The sequence below is a fragment of the Nitrobacter sp. genome, assembly GCF_051535235.1.
Lineage (GTDB): Bacteria > Pseudomonadota > Alphaproteobacteria > Rhizobiales > Xanthobacteraceae > Nitrobacter.
In genome coordinates this window covers 180131-194710 of record NZ_JBPPLZ010000001.1, presented here as the reverse complement: position 1 = coordinate 194710, position 14580 = coordinate 180131, and the positions used below count along the sequence as shown (strand labels likewise).

The following is a 14580-nucleotide window of genomic DNA, read 5'->3' as shown; positions in this document are numbered from 1 at the left end:
CTTTCAAGCCAGCATGGCGTCGAGAGCGGGCGTGGTTTGTTCAACGATGCTGTCGCTGTCGCGGTCCGCGAAGCGAATGAGCGCCGCCAGTTGGTGCCTGACGGCGAAATCGGTTCCGGCGTCCGGCCCAAGCACCATCAGCGCCGTCGCGTAGGCATCCGCTTCCATGCAGGAGCGATGCAGGACGGTCGCGGTGACCATGCCGTTGGCGATCGGCCATCCGGTTCGCGGATCGAGCGTGTGGGAGAAATGCCGCGCGTCGTGAGCGAAGCCGCGTTCGCAGCCGGATGTCGCGATCGCGAGGTCGTGCAAGGCAACGAGCATCGGCTGGGCCGCGACGTCCGCCGCAGCCTCGGCGGGCCGGTCGATCTCGACCCACCACGGGCTGCCGTCGGGTTTGACTCCGTGCCCCCGCAATTCGCCGCCGATTTCCACCAGGGCATTGTGAATGCCAAGCTCGAGCAGGGTTTCCGCCAGCAGATCGACGGCGAAGCCCTTGGCGATACCGCAGAGATTGACCGGCCCGCGATTGTCGCGACGCAGGCGGCGGGCTCCGGCGTCGAACTCGAGTTGCCGCCATCCGCAAGCCTGATGGAGTCGGGCAATCTCATCCGGCGGCGGCGGCGCTGTGCGGGGTCCGCTCGGGCCGAAACCCCAGAGATCGATCAGCGCTCCCATGGTCGGGTCATAGGCTCCGCCCGATTCCTGTGCGATGCGCAGCGCGCCCGCCATCACCTGGCTGAGCTCGCGCGGCAGGTCCTGCCATTGATTCAGCGGCAGCCGGTTGAACCGGCTGGTGTCGGACTGGTCCTCCCACGGGCTCATCTGCGCGATGACGCGATCGAGCGCGAGGGGAATTGTCCGGCGCAGCGTTTGCGCGCTCGCGGCCGAACCGACGAAACGGCACGACCATGTGGTGCCCATGGTCGCGCCGCTGAGGTCCTGAATGCGTCCGCCCGCCGGAATGGCCGGCGGACTCGCCGGCATTGTCGGGATCGCCACTCGCCGGGCGACTGACGCTCTCATCGGTTTGTTACTGCGGCAGCACTTCGACCGTGACGGCGTAGCTGCTGCGACGCTGGGCGTTCTTGATCTTGCTCTTGTCGTCGCGCACTGACGCGCTCATCCAATAGAAGCCGGGCGCCGGCCAGGTGACGCTGAAGGTGCCGGTCTCGTCGGCGGTGGCCTTGGTGTCATTCAGCGCGTCGCGATAGCGAATCCCGCCCGGGACGATCTCGACCGCGACGCCTTTGGCGGGCTGCCCATCCAGCATCAGGCGGAACGTCGCCTTCTCGCCGGCGACAAGATTGTTCGGATGGGTGACAGGAACCATTTCGAGCCCGACGCCCGTCGGCTTCAGCGTCTCGACGGAAGGCTTGCCCGATGTGACGAAGGATTCGATGCGGCCGCGGCTTTCCGTAACCTTCACGTCGGTTGCATTGGCAGGAATGGCCGAGGCGAGTTCCTCGGGCTTGCCGCGCCAGCGCTTGTTCTGCCCGTCCACCTTGTAGCTGGCGAACAGGCCTTGGTTGGCCACCGTCAATTTGTAGGTGCCGGGCTGCGCCAGCTTGAAATCGAAGGAGCTGCGAAAATGGCTTTTTGCCACGTTCTCCGGCGTGATGGCCTTGCCGTCAGGGCCTTCGATCGAGAGGTTGTCGAGCTGCAACGGATTATGCTCGAAGTAGAACAGGTCGTTGGAGACGGCAGCGTCGACCGTGACCCAGAGGTCTGATCCGGACAATACCGTGGCTGACGGCAGCAGCCAGCCGCGATGTGCCTGCGCGGGCAGAGCCAGCAGTGAAGCGGTCGCTGCGATCAGGGCGAGCTTGAGAGGGTTGGTCATGGCGAAATCCTTATCCATGAAAGCTGAGGGGCGACAATGCGCGGCGTATTCGTGGGCGGCAGATCAGGGGGTCAGCTTCAATGAGACCGAGCCAAGCTCGCGTTCGCCCTTGGCCTCGCCGTTCGCCGGGGCTTTCGGCGGCCATTCGAACGGAATTTTCAGAAGCTCGCGGCCGCCGACTTCGCGCGCGGCCTCGATGACGAGCTGGTAGCTGCCGGGAGTGAGCCCGTCGATGGGCTTTGACGCGCTATCGAACTTGATCTGGTGAGTGCCGGGCGCGCGGGTCGGACTCGACAGGCCATCGGTCGGCATCGTCAGCTCGCGGCCGGTGCGGCGCCACCATTGCCGCAGATCCTTGAGCCACTTGGTGCCCTCGTTGTCCTTGTGCTTGACGTCGTACCACACGGCAAGATTCGTGATCTTGCCGCCGTCGGCCTTTTCGACCCACATGGCGACGTAGGGCTTGTGATACTCGACCACGCTGAGCTGCGGAATATCGATGCTGATCGTGGCTTCGGAAGCCAGCGACGAACCGGCGGCAAGGGTGGTGAGTGCGGCGGAAATCAGGAGACGCATTGTTGACCTTCTATCCATGAATGAGAAGAACGGCGAGCAGCATCGGAATGATCAGGCCCATGCCGACGACGGGCCAGGTGGCCGGCCGCCGCTTGGAGTGAAGCTGCAGCAGCAAGAGGCCTGTGACACAGAAGATGGTCGCGGCGATCGCGAACGCGTCGATGAACCAGCTCCACGCCTTGCCGGCATGGCGGCCCTTGTGAAGATCGTTGAGATAGGCAATCCAGCCGCGCGTCGTGATCTCATACGACACCGCGCCGCTATCGCGCTGGACGCTCAGCCAGGCATCGCCGCCGGGCTGCGGCAGAGCGACATAGACCTCATCGGCCGACCATTCGGTGTCGCGGCCGGCGGTATTGACGCCGACTTCGCGCTGCAACCACGCGCTGATTGCCGGCGGCAGAGGTGCCTTGGCAGCGGCGGGCTCGGATTTCAGATCGGCGATCATGGCAGGTGGAAGCTGCGCCTCATGCGTCGCAACGCTCGGCTTCCCTTCGATCCGTCCGGAATTGTTCAGTGTGATCCCGGTCAACGCGAACATCAGCATCCCGATCAGACAGAGACCCGAGCTGATCCAATGCCATTGGTAGAGCTGGTTGATAAGGAACGCGCGACGTTTCTTTCGCTTCCAGAGTTCGTCGCCGTCGACTGTCAATCTGTCCGGGTTGTCCATTCGTATCGTCGCTGTTGCCAGATCGTGCAAATCGAACAGTGCGAGCGGCACCTTTCAGATCAGCGCAAATTGTTTAGCGAAGCCGACATCGCTTTACTACAGGACGAAATTAGGTTCGTTCTAAACTGGCCTGCGCTGTTCTGTCGCTATGCCGATCAGTTCTCCGACATCGTCGCCGAAGTGCGTCTCCGACGTGACGAGCTGCGAGCGAACGCCGGCACGCATTGAGGATCGATAGGCGACATCGCAGATATACGGACCCGAGACGGGAATGCGGCGCGTCGCCTGATCGTTTGTTGTCGCTTCCGCGCGCGTCTCGATCCAGACCGTTGCTGGCTGCAGGGCGCGGTTCACGGCGGGGGAAGTCGAAACCGGACGCGTCCCGCCGGTGTTTGGCCGGACCGGGGGTGGAAAATACGACCCCGACAGACTGGAATGCCGGTGGCATATTTTCTATACATCGAGCGCAAATGACTTGCGTCAGGATATTCAAGGTGAGGAGACGATGACCTCGACGATCGACAGGGATGGCGCGGCCGAAAGCCGGGCATTCGAAGCGGATGTCGCCAAGCTGCTCCAGATGATGGTGCATTCGGTCTATTCCGACAAGGACGTGTTCTTGCGGGAGTTGATTTCGAATGCTGCGGACGCCTGTGAGCGGCTGCGCTACGAGGCGATCAGCAATCCTGCTTTGCTCCCGGACGACACCAGACCGCAGATCACTCTCGCGATCGATGCCGAAGCGCGGCAATTGACGGTCGAGGACAACGGCATCGGCATGAGCCATGACGAGATGGTCGATGCGCTGGGAACAATCGCCCGCTCGGGTACCAAGGCTTTCATCGAGCAGGCCAAAGCTGCCGAAGCGGGCGAGGGCGTGAATCTGATCGGCCAGTTCGGGGTCGGCTTCTACTCCGCCTTCATGGTGGCGGATCGGGTCGACGTGATCTCGCGGCGTGCCGGTGCAAGCGAGGCGTGGCGCTGGTCGTCCGACGGGAAGGGGACATTCACGGTCACGCCGGTGGATGTGAGCGAGGCGCCTGCGCGAGGCACCCGCGTGACGCTTCATCTCACGGAAGATTCCAAGGCGTATACCGACCGGACCAAGCTCGAACAGATCGTCAGGGATCAATCGGGCCATGTGCCTGTTCCGATCGTGCTTGTCGAAAAGCCCGGCGCCGCCGCGACGGAAATCGCGGATGGCGCGGCGTTGTGGACCAAGCCGCGCGGCGAGATCAGCGCTTCCGAATACGCCGATTTTTACCGCAGCGTGGCGGGTCAATTCGACGAGCCGGCGCTGACCGTGCATTTCCGCGCCGAAGGGCGGCAGGAATTCACGGCGCTGCTGTTCGTGCCGCAGACCCGGCCTTTCGATCTGTTCGAGACCGAGCGCAAGGGACCGATCAAGCTTTACGTGAGGCGCGTCTTCATTACCGACGATGCCGATCTGCTGCCCCGCTATCTCAGGTTCGTGCGCGGCGTCGTCGACTCATCTGATCTTCCGCTCAATATCTCGCGCGAAATGATTCAGGAAAGCCCGATTCTGGCGGCGATCAAGAAGAGCATCACAGGCCGCATCCTGAGCGAGCTCGAGAAGCTCGCCGAAAAGGACGCGACGGCTTATGGAAAGATCTGGGAGGCCTTCGGTCCGCTCTTCAAGGAAGGCATCTACGACGCCTATGACCGGCGTGATGTCATTCTCGGACTTTGCCGTTTCAAGACCACGGCGGGCTCGCTGCGAAGTCTCAAGGACTACGTCGGCGCCATGAAGGACAATCAGACGTCGATCTATTATCTCGCCGGGCACGACGCCGCGCATCTCGAGGCATCGCCCCATCTGGAAGGCTTCCGTGCCCGCGGCGTGGAGGTTCTGCTGCTGTCCGATCCGGTTGACAGCTTCTGGGTCACGTCCGGGCCGAACTTCGAGGGCAAGCCGTTCAAGTCCGTGACGCAGGGTGCGGCGGATCTCGCGGCGATCCCGCGCGCAGACGCGAATGCCGAGCCTTCGCAGGATGTCAGCGCTGAAGTCACCGAGTTCCTCTCCTTTCTCAAGACCACGCTTTCGGACCTGGTATCCGACGTGCGATCGTCCGAGCGCCTCACCGACAGCCCCGTCTGTCTTGTCGCGGCCGAGTCAGGACCCGATCGGCAACTGGAAAAGATTCTCGTCGGCGTCGGACAACTCACCGGCGCGTCCAAGCCGGTTCTCGAGGTGAACCCGAGGCATCCGCTGATCGCTTCGCTGGCGGCGCTTGGGGACAGCGATCGTGTGTTCAAGGAGGACACGGCGCGAATGCTGCTCGATGACGCGCGCGTTCTCGACGGTGACCGCCCCAGTGATGCGCTCGAATTTTCCAGGCGTCTGGCCCGCATCGTCGAACGGGGACTGCGCGGTTCGGCTTGACCCGAGGATGGATGCCGGTTCGCGTGAAGAACATGCTCCAAACAAAATCAAAGTCTCGCTTCTGATTCCGTCAGGAGCGACAAGGCTCTAGGCAGAGTGGGCAGGCCCGGTGCCGATGCGGCCCAGAAGAACCTCTCTCAGGACAACCGCATTGTTGCGGGATTCATCGTGCGCCGCAAAGACAAGCGTTATCCGGCCCGACCGGGCGCATGCGCGCAGTTCGTCGAGCTGTTGCGGGTGTTGGTGAATCTCATCCGCGTATCGCTGCCGAAACTCCTGCCAGCGCGCGGGGTCATGAGCGAACCACTTGCGCAGGTCGGTACTGGGCGCGATGTCTTTCAGCCAATGATCGATGGCCACGTCTGCCTTGCTAAGGCCCCGGGGCCACAAGCGGTCAACCAGTATGCGTGTGCCATCGCCTTTCGCGGGCGGCTCGTAGGCTCGCTTCACGCTGATGTTTCTGGCCGCAAGCCGCGTCATTGGCCTTTCGTTCAGATGCGAGTTACATCGTTTTATATATTTGGAGCGTGATCGGACACACAACCCGTATCCGCTTTGCTGATCGCGCTCTGGCTGAGCGCGACGCGTTGCCTCAGTCGCCTTGCCCGGGATTTGCCGAGAAATATTGCTCAAGCTTGCCGGTGACACCGTCGAAGGTTTTCGCGTCGGCGGGAGCATCGCGCTTGATGGTGATGTTCGGCCAGACCGATGAATATTCGGCGTTCAGCTTGAGCCAGTTTTCGAGGCCCGACTCGGAGTCAGGCTTGATGGCCTCGGCCGGACATTCCGGCTCGCAAACGCCGCAGTCGATGCACTCATCCGGATTGATGACCAGCATGTTGTCGCCTTCGTAGAAGCAGTCGACAGGACATACCTCTACACAATCCATGTATTTGCACTTGATGCAATTTTCGGTGACAACGAAAGTCATCTCGAATACTCCGCGAGAACAGAAGGAGCTGGATCTGCACCGGCGCTAGTCCGGCGCATATGCGCCGACGATCCACCGAATACCCTTCTCGTCTATATACATCCAGGCGCCATAGCCGAGAAGATCATGTCGCCCGCCGACACGCGAATGCAAGCGCAATTCCAACCAGGAGATCAGCGAACAGAAGCGGTGCCTTGGTATTGAGGCCAGACTCCCGACGGCAGACGCATACTCTTCAATAACATGCATTAAAGATGCTTCTTATGTATACGCCCGGTGCAGCCGGAAATCAATATTTTATCGCGATTCTCGTCCGCCGCGGGTTCCGATCCGCCAATGCCATCAGTATTACGGTCCGGTCGTCGCGCGGAGCTGAACGCTCGCAGTTTGCGGGCGCGGCGGCGTGCTCATCAGCAGCCATTTGCGGTCCGCCACCGCGTTGTGGAACTGCTCGAGTGCGATGTTGAAGGCGGCCAGCGATCCTTCCTCGATCGCGCCGTTCTCGAAACGGTTCAACGTATCGCGCAGGATGGCATCGGCTTCGGCCTGCATCTGGTCGAGTTCGTCCGGAGAATCGCTGCGGCGTGCCAGCGCGATCATGTCGAGCAGCCGGTCGCGCTGGGTCACGTTGCCGACTCGCTCCTCCTTTTTCAGGTGGCTTGCGAACCAGGCGCCCAGGGATCCCGTCGCCGACATCGCCATCAGCGCCCACCAGATGTAATCGCTGTAGCGATCGAGGAAGGTTTTCTCTTCCCCGTCGACATAGGCGGCAGCGCCCGGGTGAACCGGAATCACGGCGTCCTTGTCGGTATCGGGCGTTTCGATTTTCGCGGCCAGCGGAAAATCCGACATGACCTGTTGCCGGATCGCGAAAAGCTGCCGGGTGAATGCGGCGACGGTCGCGTCCGAGAGGCTTTTTCGGGCGACGACGTGATGCGAGAAGCTGATCGTTTTCACTTCTTCGTCCGGGCGGGCGGGGGAGCCGCCGAATGCGCCCGGCGGGATTTCCGCGGCTTCGTAGACCGGATGGTTTTGCGCGATCGCGTCGGCGGAATCGATTGCGAGGAAGGTCGGCGCGCCGCCGTCTCGCGCGGAGGCCGCAATGGCATCCGCGGTGATCTTGCTGTTGACGGGACCGGCGGCGAGGAACGCACCCGCCTTCTGGGCCCGGATCGCCTGGGCGACTTCGGTGGTGACGAACCGGACGATGTCCACCTTGGCGGGATCGACGTTGTATTGCTGCAAGATGACTTTCAGCAGGTTCACATTGGCGTCGGTCTGGCCGATGACGCCGACGCGACGGCCGGCGAGTTGCGCGATGGTCTTGATTGTCGCGGCCTTGGCATTTTTGCCCTTTGGCTTCGGCGGAACCCATAACACCGCGACGCTCTTGCGCAGCGTCGCGACGGCTTGCGCATTCTTCGGAACATCGAGATCGCCGCGGACGATCGCGAGATCGGCCTCGCCATCGGACAATGCGGAGGCGCTTGCGGTCGCTCCATCGGTCAGCATCGGATGCAGGCGGATTTGCTGGTGGGAGCGTGCAAAGGCCTGCGCCAGACCCTGAACGACCTTCGCGTCGTCGCTGTTCGCCGGACCGACGGCGACCTGCAGCACCACGGGGCGCATGGTGTAATAGTAGATTCCTGCGACCGCGCCGGTCAAAGCGAGCACTCCGGCCAGCAGCACAAGCGCGAACTTGCGCCGCACCGAACGCCGGGACTCAGGGGATTGAACAGCACCGGGACCGTCGGCCTCCGGTCTGGTAGACAATCGGCTGGAATCTGATGTCATGCTGCCAATACGCTTGCCCTCACATTCTAGCGATTTTCCGGCGGAGCCGGAGTTACGTTTTCGTTATGGTTTAGAACCGGTTCTCGTTCTGGACCGGCATTGTGGCATGGACCGGAACGATTCGATCAAAGGAGGCAGACATGGCGGAACGGCTGTCGGCGGACGCAAGAAAAGCGGCGATCAAGGCGTTGTCGGGTTGGTCGGAGGTCGCGGGCCGTGACGCCATCGCCCGCACTTTCACATTCCGGGATTTCAATGAGGCCTTTGGCTTCATGACGCGGGTCGCGCTGATCGCCGAAAAGGCCGATCACCATCCGGAATGGCGCAATGTCTACAAGACGGTCGAGGTCGTGCTCGCGACCCATGACGCCGGCGGCGTGACCGAGCGCGATATCAGGCTTGCCGAGGCGATGGACGCGGTCGCAAGGCAGTTCGGCGTGGCCTGAATGGCCGATGCCGGCCTTGCGGCGGGCAAACGGAACTCCCACGTGTGGGGAGGCGGGGATTTCGGTGATCCGCGGCCCATGACATTTCGGGACCCTTGACCATGGCATCCGAACACAGCGTAGGATTCGAGCCGGCCGAGCGGCTGGCGCAGGACCGCGAGAGCGTGCGCCGGCGATTCTGGAGCAAGCTGAAGCGCGTCATCGCCAATGTCCCGTTCGCGGAAGACCTGCTTGCCGCCTACTACTGTGCTTTCGACAAGCAGACGCCGCGCCATGTGCAGGCGTCGCTGCTCGGCGCCATCGCCTATTTCATCCTGCCGTTCGACTTTGTTCCGGACGTCTTGCCGGTTCTCGGTTTCACCGACGATGCCGCGGTACTTGCGACGGCGATCAGGATCGTCGCTGCCTATATCACGCCGGAGCATCGCGAGGCTGCGCGCGCGGCATTGAAGCGCGGAATAGAGAACGCAGAGACGTAAGTGCTCCCCGCATGACGAACCGGGCGCCGCTGCGAATGCGCGGGCTTCCCCCATGTCTCCTCATGTCCCGCATGACACGGTCGCGTGATCGCCGGTCGCGTCTTCTCGCCTTGGATTGCACCCGCGATTTCGCTGGCGCAATTGAGTTCGCGAATCGCGGCTTCCGCATTTTCCTTGCGCACGCAAAATATTTCGCGCGCCGCCTGTCCCGCGAATGTCAATCCACATCGCTCGCTTGCGAATCATGATGCAAGCCGCGAGGATGGAGCCGCCTTCACAAATCAGGCGTTTCCCGCTATTCCCGGATGATGCGTGACCCGCGCACGTCAAGCCATCTTCCAGTCACAATGATGAAGGACGAGATTTGATGATGTCTATGCGGCAATTGCTGACAGTTCTGGTCGGAAGTCTGCTGGCAGGCGGCATCGGCCTTGCTCCCGCGTTCAGCGCGCCGACAGCCGGCGGTTCGGAGCCGACGCTGCTCGGACAGTTCGGCGCGTGGGGCGCCTACACCGCATCACCGAACGGCAAGAAGGTCTGCTTCGCCCTCGCCAAGCCGTCATCCTCGAAAACCAATCCGCCGAACCGGCCGCGCGATCCAGCCTACGCCTTCATCTCGACACGCCCGGCGGAAAAAGTTGCGAACGAAGTGTCGGTCTCGATGGGATATCGGCTCAAGCCGGGTTCGGAAGCCACGCTCGAAGTCGGCGGGGCGAACTTCGAGATGTACACCCAGGGCGACGGCATCTGGATCAAGAACGCCGCCGAGGAAGGCCGGCTGATCGATGCGATGCGCAAGTCCGCCGATGCGACCGTCAAGGGCGTATCGTCCAAGGGGACGCAAACCATCGACGTCTTTTCATTGAAAGGCCTGTCCCAGGCGCTGGACAAAGTCGCGCAGGATTGCAGGCGCTAGCTCGCTCATTTGCGTTCTTCGCAAATGACGCGGAAAAGCTGGTCGAGCCCGAATCCACGTTCTGCGGCCGGGAACATTTGCCCGCTTTTCAGCGAGCCGTGAAAGGCTTATGTCATGCGGCATGAGCGAACCCTCCCGCAACCTGAGTGCCGTTCCGACCGAAACCGCCGCTGCGGCGGGCGTGCCGGGCGCGCGCGGAATGCTGCCCGCCGACGGCGCGCTTGAGAAAACCCCGCTTGAAACCTATGTGCCGCCGGCGAAGCCGTCGCTGATCGGCCTGTCACGCGCGCAGATATCTGAATACCTAGCCGCCGTCGGCGTTGCGCCGGCGCAGCGCCGGATGCGGGTCCAGCAACTCTGGCACTGGATGTATGTCCGCGGCGCGAGGACGTTCGGCGAGATGACCAGCGTCTCGAAGGACATGCGCGCCGAGCTGGAAAAGCACGTCACGGTCGATCGGCCGGAAGTCGTCGCCGAGCAGATTTCCAATGACGGAACCCGGAAATGGCTGCTGCGGCTGCCGAGCGGCAACAATCTCGAAAAGCCGCACGAAGTCGAATGCGTCTACATTCCCGAGACCGATCGTGGCACGCTGTGCGTCTCCTCGCAGGTGGGCTGTACGCTGAACTGCTCCTTCTGCCACACCGGCACCCAGCGTCTGGTGCGCAATCTCACGGCAGGTGAGATCGTCGGCCAGATCGTGGTCGCGCGTGACCGGCTGAACGACTGGCCTTCTTCGGTGTCCTCGCCCCCGGGAGAGGAGAAGACCCACCGCCTTGTCACCAACATCGTGATGATGGGGATGGGCGAACCGCTCTACAATTTCGACGCCGTGCGCGACGCGCTTTTGATCGTCGCCGACAACGAAGGCATCGGCATCTCGAAACGCCGCATCACGCTGTCGACGTCGGGCGTGGTGCCGAACATCATCCGCACCGGCGAGGAGATCGGCGTGATGCTGGCGATCTCGCTGCATGCGGTGCGCGACGAGTTGCGCAACGAACTCGTTCCGCTGAACCGCAAATATCCGATCGCGGAGTTGATGCAGGCGTGCCGCGATTATCCCGCGGCCTCCAACGCCAAGCGGATCACGTTCGAATATGTGATGCTGAAGGGCGTCAACGACTCGCTCGACGACGCCAAACTGCTGGTGAAGCTGCTCAAGGGCATCCACGCCAAGATCAACCTGATCCCATTCAATCCATGGCCCGGAACGCGTTATGAATGCTCGGACTGGGATCAGATCGAGAAATTTTCCGAATACATTTTCAACGCCGGATACTCCTCGCCGGTGCGCACGCCGCGCGGCCGCGATATTCTGGCCGCCTGCGGGCAGCTCAAGTCCGAAACCGAAAAACTGTCGGCCCGCGAGCGTCAGGCGCTTCGCGCCATGGCGATGACGGATTGAGGCGTGCGTCATTTGACCGGACAGCCGCACGTAAACCGTCATCGTCCGCGAAAGCGAAGTATCCAGTATTCTCGGCTGGTGTCCGGTTTCATCGCATTGGCTTCGAATACTGGATCGTCCGCCGAGTCCGTCATCGGGCCGGCGAAGCCGGACCCGTTGGCGGACGATGACGGCTCAGATTCCCGTTTGCTTCAGAGAAGCACACCCTCTCGACGAGTCTCGAGGAATGGCAGCGACATCAGGCAGGCATGGTCATGTCCCTGATCGGCCGGCTGTTCGTGATCCTGTTCGGATTTCTGGCTGCCTGCTTCGTGGCCGGAATGATCGTTGTGCTTGCATTGCTCTATCCCGAGTTCACTGACCTTGGCATCGAGTCACCCGACCCCGATACGCTCAACATCGTGCTCGGTTTCGGCTTCATCTTCGTCAGCGGCTTCGCTCTGGTGCCGGCGATGATCCTGGTTCTCATCACCGAAGCGTTTTATATCCGCGGCATAGTGGCCTACGCCGTCGGCGGCGCGATCTGCGGCGCCGCCTGCTATCTCGGCCTGATTCCGTTCGACCCGGCGACCATGCATTTCGAAGGCATCGTGCGCCGCCACCTCGAAATCATGACGGGCGCCGGGGTCATGGCGGGCTTCACCTATTGGCTGATCGCCGGCCGCAATGCCGGCGCGTGGCGGCAGCCACCACGCAGCCCCCGGTCGCCCGATCCGCCGGTGCGGACTTGAGTCGTGCGGGCTTTTCATGTCCCTCGCCGTCGGCTAGAGTCTGGTTCAACTGCGTTGAATCAGACTCTAGCCTTATCCTTTTGATTGAGCATGATCCTATCCGAAAACCGGTTTTCCACTTTTCGGGATCATGCGCTAAACCGCGCGTCATGAACCGCGCCGGATTGATCGTTGCGCTCGGGCTCGCGCTCGTAATCGGGATCGTGTTCGGGATTCATCCCGAATATGATCTGCAGCTTGCCGCGCTGTTCTACGATCCCGCGACCAGGACCTTTCCGCTCAAGGCCGACGCGCTGGCCTCGTTTGCGCGCAACGCCGCGATGTGGGTGGCGTGGGCGTTCGCGTTGCCCGCGATCGTCGCGCTGGCCGTGAAGATGTTCCGCCCGGATCGTCCGCTGCTGATGTCGGGCCGGACCGTGACGTTCCTGTTGATCACCATGCTGCTCAGCGCGGGCATCCTGACCAACCTGACGTTCAAGAGCCATTGGGGACGGCCGCGTCCGGTGATGGTGACGGAATTCAACGGCCCGTGGAAATTCATGGCGTGGTGGGACCCGCGCGGCGAGTGCGGCCGGAATTGTTCGTTTTTCTCCGGCGAGGGCGCGACCGCGTTCTGGACCCTGGCGCCGGCCGCGCTGACGCCGCCGGTGTGGCGGCCGCTGGCCTATGCGGGCGCGGTCACGTTCGGCGTCGTTACCAGTGTGCTGCGGATGGCGTTCGGCGGTCATTTCTTCACCGACGTGGCGACCGCCGGTCTGGTGGCGTTCCTGGTGATCTGGCTGGTTCATGGCTACGTCTATCGCTGGCCGTCGACGCGCAAAAGCGACGCCGAGATCGATGCCGCGCTGACGCGCTTCGCCTGGCCCGGCTATCGGATGCGGCAGCGATGGCGGGGCCGCGATGTCGGCCCGGTGCCTGTGCCGGAGAAGCCGCTCTGAAGCGTCCAAGGGACCTTGCACGAGGTCCGGTTCCGCCTATAGTCCCGCCGAATTCAAGTCATCCCACAGGATTTTCATGAGCAAGAAGGTGAAGAAGGTGGTGCTCGCCTATTCGGGCGGGCTCGATACCTCGATTATCTTGAAATGGTTGCAGACCACCTATGGCGCCGAGGTCGTGACCTTCACGGCAGATCTCGGTCAGGGCGAGGAGCTTGAGCCGGCGCGCAAGAAGGCGCAGTTGCTCGGCATCAAGGACGCGAACATTTTCATCGAGGATTTGCGCGAGGAATTCGTCCGCGACTATGTGTTCCCGATGTTTCGCGCCAACGCGGTCTATGAGGGCCAGTATCTCTTGGGCACCTCGATCGCGCGACCGCTGATTGCGAAAAAGCAGATCGAGATCGCCGAGAAAGTCGGGGCCGATGCGGTCGCGCACGGCGCGACCGGCAAGGGCAACGATCAGGTTCGCTTCGAACTCGGCTATTACGCGCTGAAGCCCGACATCACCATCATCGCGCCGTGGCGCGAATGGGATTTGCGCTCCCGAGAGCAACTGATCGCCTTCGCCGAACAGCATCAGATCCCGATCGCCAGGGACAAGCGCGGCGAAGCGCCGTTCTCGGTCGACGCCAACCTCTTGCACGCATCCAGCGAGGGCAAGGTGCTGGAAGACCCGGCGCAGGAAGTGCCGGACTACGTGTATTCGCGCACCATCGATCCGCAGGCCGCGCCGGACCAGCCGACCTACATCACGATCGATTTCGAGCAGGGCGATGCCGTTGCCATCGACGGCAAAAAAATGTCTCCCGCCACACTGCTCGCGAAGCTGAACGGACTCGGCCGCGCCAACGGCATCGGCCGGCTCGACCTGGTCGAGAATCGTTTCGTCGGCATGAAGTCACGCGGCATGTACGAGACGCCGGGCGGCACCATTCTTCTCGTCGCGCATCGCGGCATCGAGCAGATCACGCTCGATCGCGGCGCGGCGCATCTGAAGGATGAACTGATGCCGAAATATGCCGAGCTGATCTATAACGGCTTCTGGTTCTCGCCGGAGCGCGAGATGCTGCAGGCCGCGATCGACCAGAGCCAGCACTATGTCACCGGCCAGGTGCGGCTCAAACTCTACAAGGGCAACGTCATCCTCGTCGGTCGCGACAGCAGGTACTCGCTGTACGATCAGGACCTCGTCACCTTCGAGGAAGGGGCGGTGGCCTACGATCACCGCGATGCGGCCGGTTTCATCAAGCTCAACGCGCTGAGGTTGCGCACGCTCGGCCAGCGCAGAAAGAAGCTGGGGCTGTAACAGCAGCTCAGGACATAGGATCTGCTACTCTACGAGATGGATTGGGCAATTCTCTTCACCTCTCCCATGGGGAGAGGTCGGATTGCTCTGGCGCGCGAATGCGTCGCCGAGCAATCCGGGTGAGGGGGCATACCC

16 protein-coding genes are annotated in these 14580 nt (G+C 62.3%); 8 read left to right on the top strand and 8 right to left on the bottom strand.

Annotated elements, in window-relative coordinates; genetic code table 11:
• Positions 1-3: 3 nt before the first annotated feature.
• From ACS3WA_RS00980 to ACS3WA_RS00960, 5 genes are all read right to left on the bottom strand, one after another.
• A complete protein-coding gene (locus ACS3WA_RS00980) occupies positions 4-1026 on the bottom strand; it encodes an FAD:protein FMN transferase (protein WP_438276707.1) in 1023 nt (340 codons plus the stop codon).
• A gap of 7 nt (positions 1027-1033) precedes the next feature.
• A complete protein-coding gene (locus ACS3WA_RS00975) occupies positions 1034-1843 on the bottom strand; it encodes a DUF4198 domain-containing protein (protein WP_438276706.1) in 810 nt (269 codons plus the stop codon).
• A gap of 63 nt (positions 1844-1906) precedes the next feature.
• The gene (locus ACS3WA_RS00970) at positions 1907-2419 is read right to left on the bottom strand and encodes a DUF2271 domain-containing protein (RefSeq protein ID WP_438276705.1); all 513 of its coding nucleotides are present in this window, start codon (positions 2417-2419) and stop codon (positions 1907-1909) included.
• A gap of 10 nt (positions 2420-2429) precedes the next feature.
• Positions 2430-3092, bottom strand: a complete 663-nt coding sequence (locus tag ACS3WA_RS00965) for a PepSY-associated TM helix domain-containing protein (RefSeq protein WP_438276704.1) — start codon at positions 3090-3092, stop codon at positions 2430-2432.
• Positions 3093-3212: 120 nt separating this feature from the next.
• On the bottom strand, positions 3213-3446 hold the full coding sequence (locus ACS3WA_RS00960; protein WP_438276703.1) for a hypothetical protein: 234 nt from the start codon (positions 3444-3446) through the stop codon (positions 3213-3215).
• A gap of 151 nt (positions 3447-3597) precedes the next feature.
• On the opposite strand from ACS3WA_RS00960, the gene htpG reads away from it, so the two are divergent.
• Positions 3598-5496, top strand: a complete 1899-nt coding sequence (gene htpG / locus ACS3WA_RS00955) for a molecular chaperone HtpG (RefSeq protein WP_438276702.1) — start codon at positions 3598-3600, stop codon at positions 5494-5496.
• Positions 5497-5583: 87 nt separating this feature from the next.
• Here htpG and ACS3WA_RS00950 read toward each other — a convergent pair whose 3' ends face one another.
• From ACS3WA_RS00950 to ACS3WA_RS00940, 3 genes are all read right to left on the bottom strand, one after another.
• Positions 5584-5976, bottom strand: a complete 393-nt coding sequence (locus tag ACS3WA_RS00950; protein WP_438276701.1) for a DUF488 domain-containing protein — start codon at positions 5974-5976, stop codon at positions 5584-5586.
• Between the two features lie 112 nt (positions 5977-6088).
• On the bottom strand, positions 6089-6427 hold the full coding sequence (gene fdxA / locus ACS3WA_RS00945; protein ID WP_438276700.1) for a ferredoxin FdxA: 339 nt from the start codon (positions 6425-6427) through the stop codon (positions 6089-6091).
• Positions 6428-6775: 348 nt separating this feature from the next.
• Positions 6776-8221, bottom strand: coding sequence for a TAXI family TRAP transporter solute-binding subunit (locus ACS3WA_RS00940; RefSeq protein ID WP_438276699.1), 1446 nt, complete (start codon positions 8219-8221; stop codon positions 6776-6778).
• A gap of 119 nt (positions 8222-8340) precedes the next feature.
• On the opposite strand from ACS3WA_RS00940, the gene ACS3WA_RS00935 reads away from it, so the two are divergent.
• The 7 genes from ACS3WA_RS00935 to ACS3WA_RS00905 all read left to right on the top strand — a co-directional run bounded on the left by ACS3WA_RS00935 (position 8341) and on the right by ACS3WA_RS00905 (position 14445).
• Entirely contained in the window at positions 8341-8667 is a 327-nt protein-coding gene (locus ACS3WA_RS00935) for a 4a-hydroxytetrahydrobiopterin dehydratase (protein ID WP_438276974.1), read from the top strand.
• A gap of 101 nt (positions 8668-8768) precedes the next feature.
• On the top strand, positions 8769-9146 hold the full coding sequence (locus tag ACS3WA_RS00930) for a YkvA family protein (RefSeq protein ID WP_438276698.1): 378 nt from the start codon (positions 8769-8771) through the stop codon (positions 9144-9146).
• Positions 9147-9513: 367 nt separating this feature from the next.
• Positions 9514-10062 (top strand): invasion associated locus B family protein, encoded by a 549-nt coding sequence (locus ACS3WA_RS00925; protein ID WP_438276697.1) that lies wholly within the window; start codon positions 9514-9516, stop codon positions 10060-10062.
• 199 nt (positions 10063-10261) lie between these two features.
• The gene (rlmN, locus tag ACS3WA_RS00920; RefSeq protein WP_438276973.1) at positions 10262-11470 is read left to right on the top strand and encodes a 23S rRNA (adenine(2503)-C(2))-methyltransferase RlmN; all 1209 of its coding nucleotides are present in this window, start codon (positions 10262-10264) and stop codon (positions 11468-11470) included.
• Positions 11471-11724: 254 nt separating this feature from the next.
• Positions 11725-12201, top strand: coding sequence for a hypothetical protein (locus ACS3WA_RS00915; RefSeq protein ID WP_438276696.1), 477 nt, complete (start codon positions 11725-11727; stop codon positions 12199-12201).
• A gap of 149 nt (positions 12202-12350) precedes the next feature.
• Positions 12351-13139, top strand: a complete 789-nt coding sequence (locus tag ACS3WA_RS00910) for a phosphatase PAP2 family protein (protein WP_438276695.1) — start codon at positions 12351-12353, stop codon at positions 13137-13139.
• Between the two features lie 76 nt (positions 13140-13215).
• Positions 13216-14445 (top strand): argininosuccinate synthase, encoded by a 1230-nt coding sequence (locus tag ACS3WA_RS00905; protein ID WP_438276694.1) that lies wholly within the window; start codon positions 13216-13218, stop codon positions 14443-14445.
• Positions 14446-14580 lie beyond the last annotated feature (135 nt).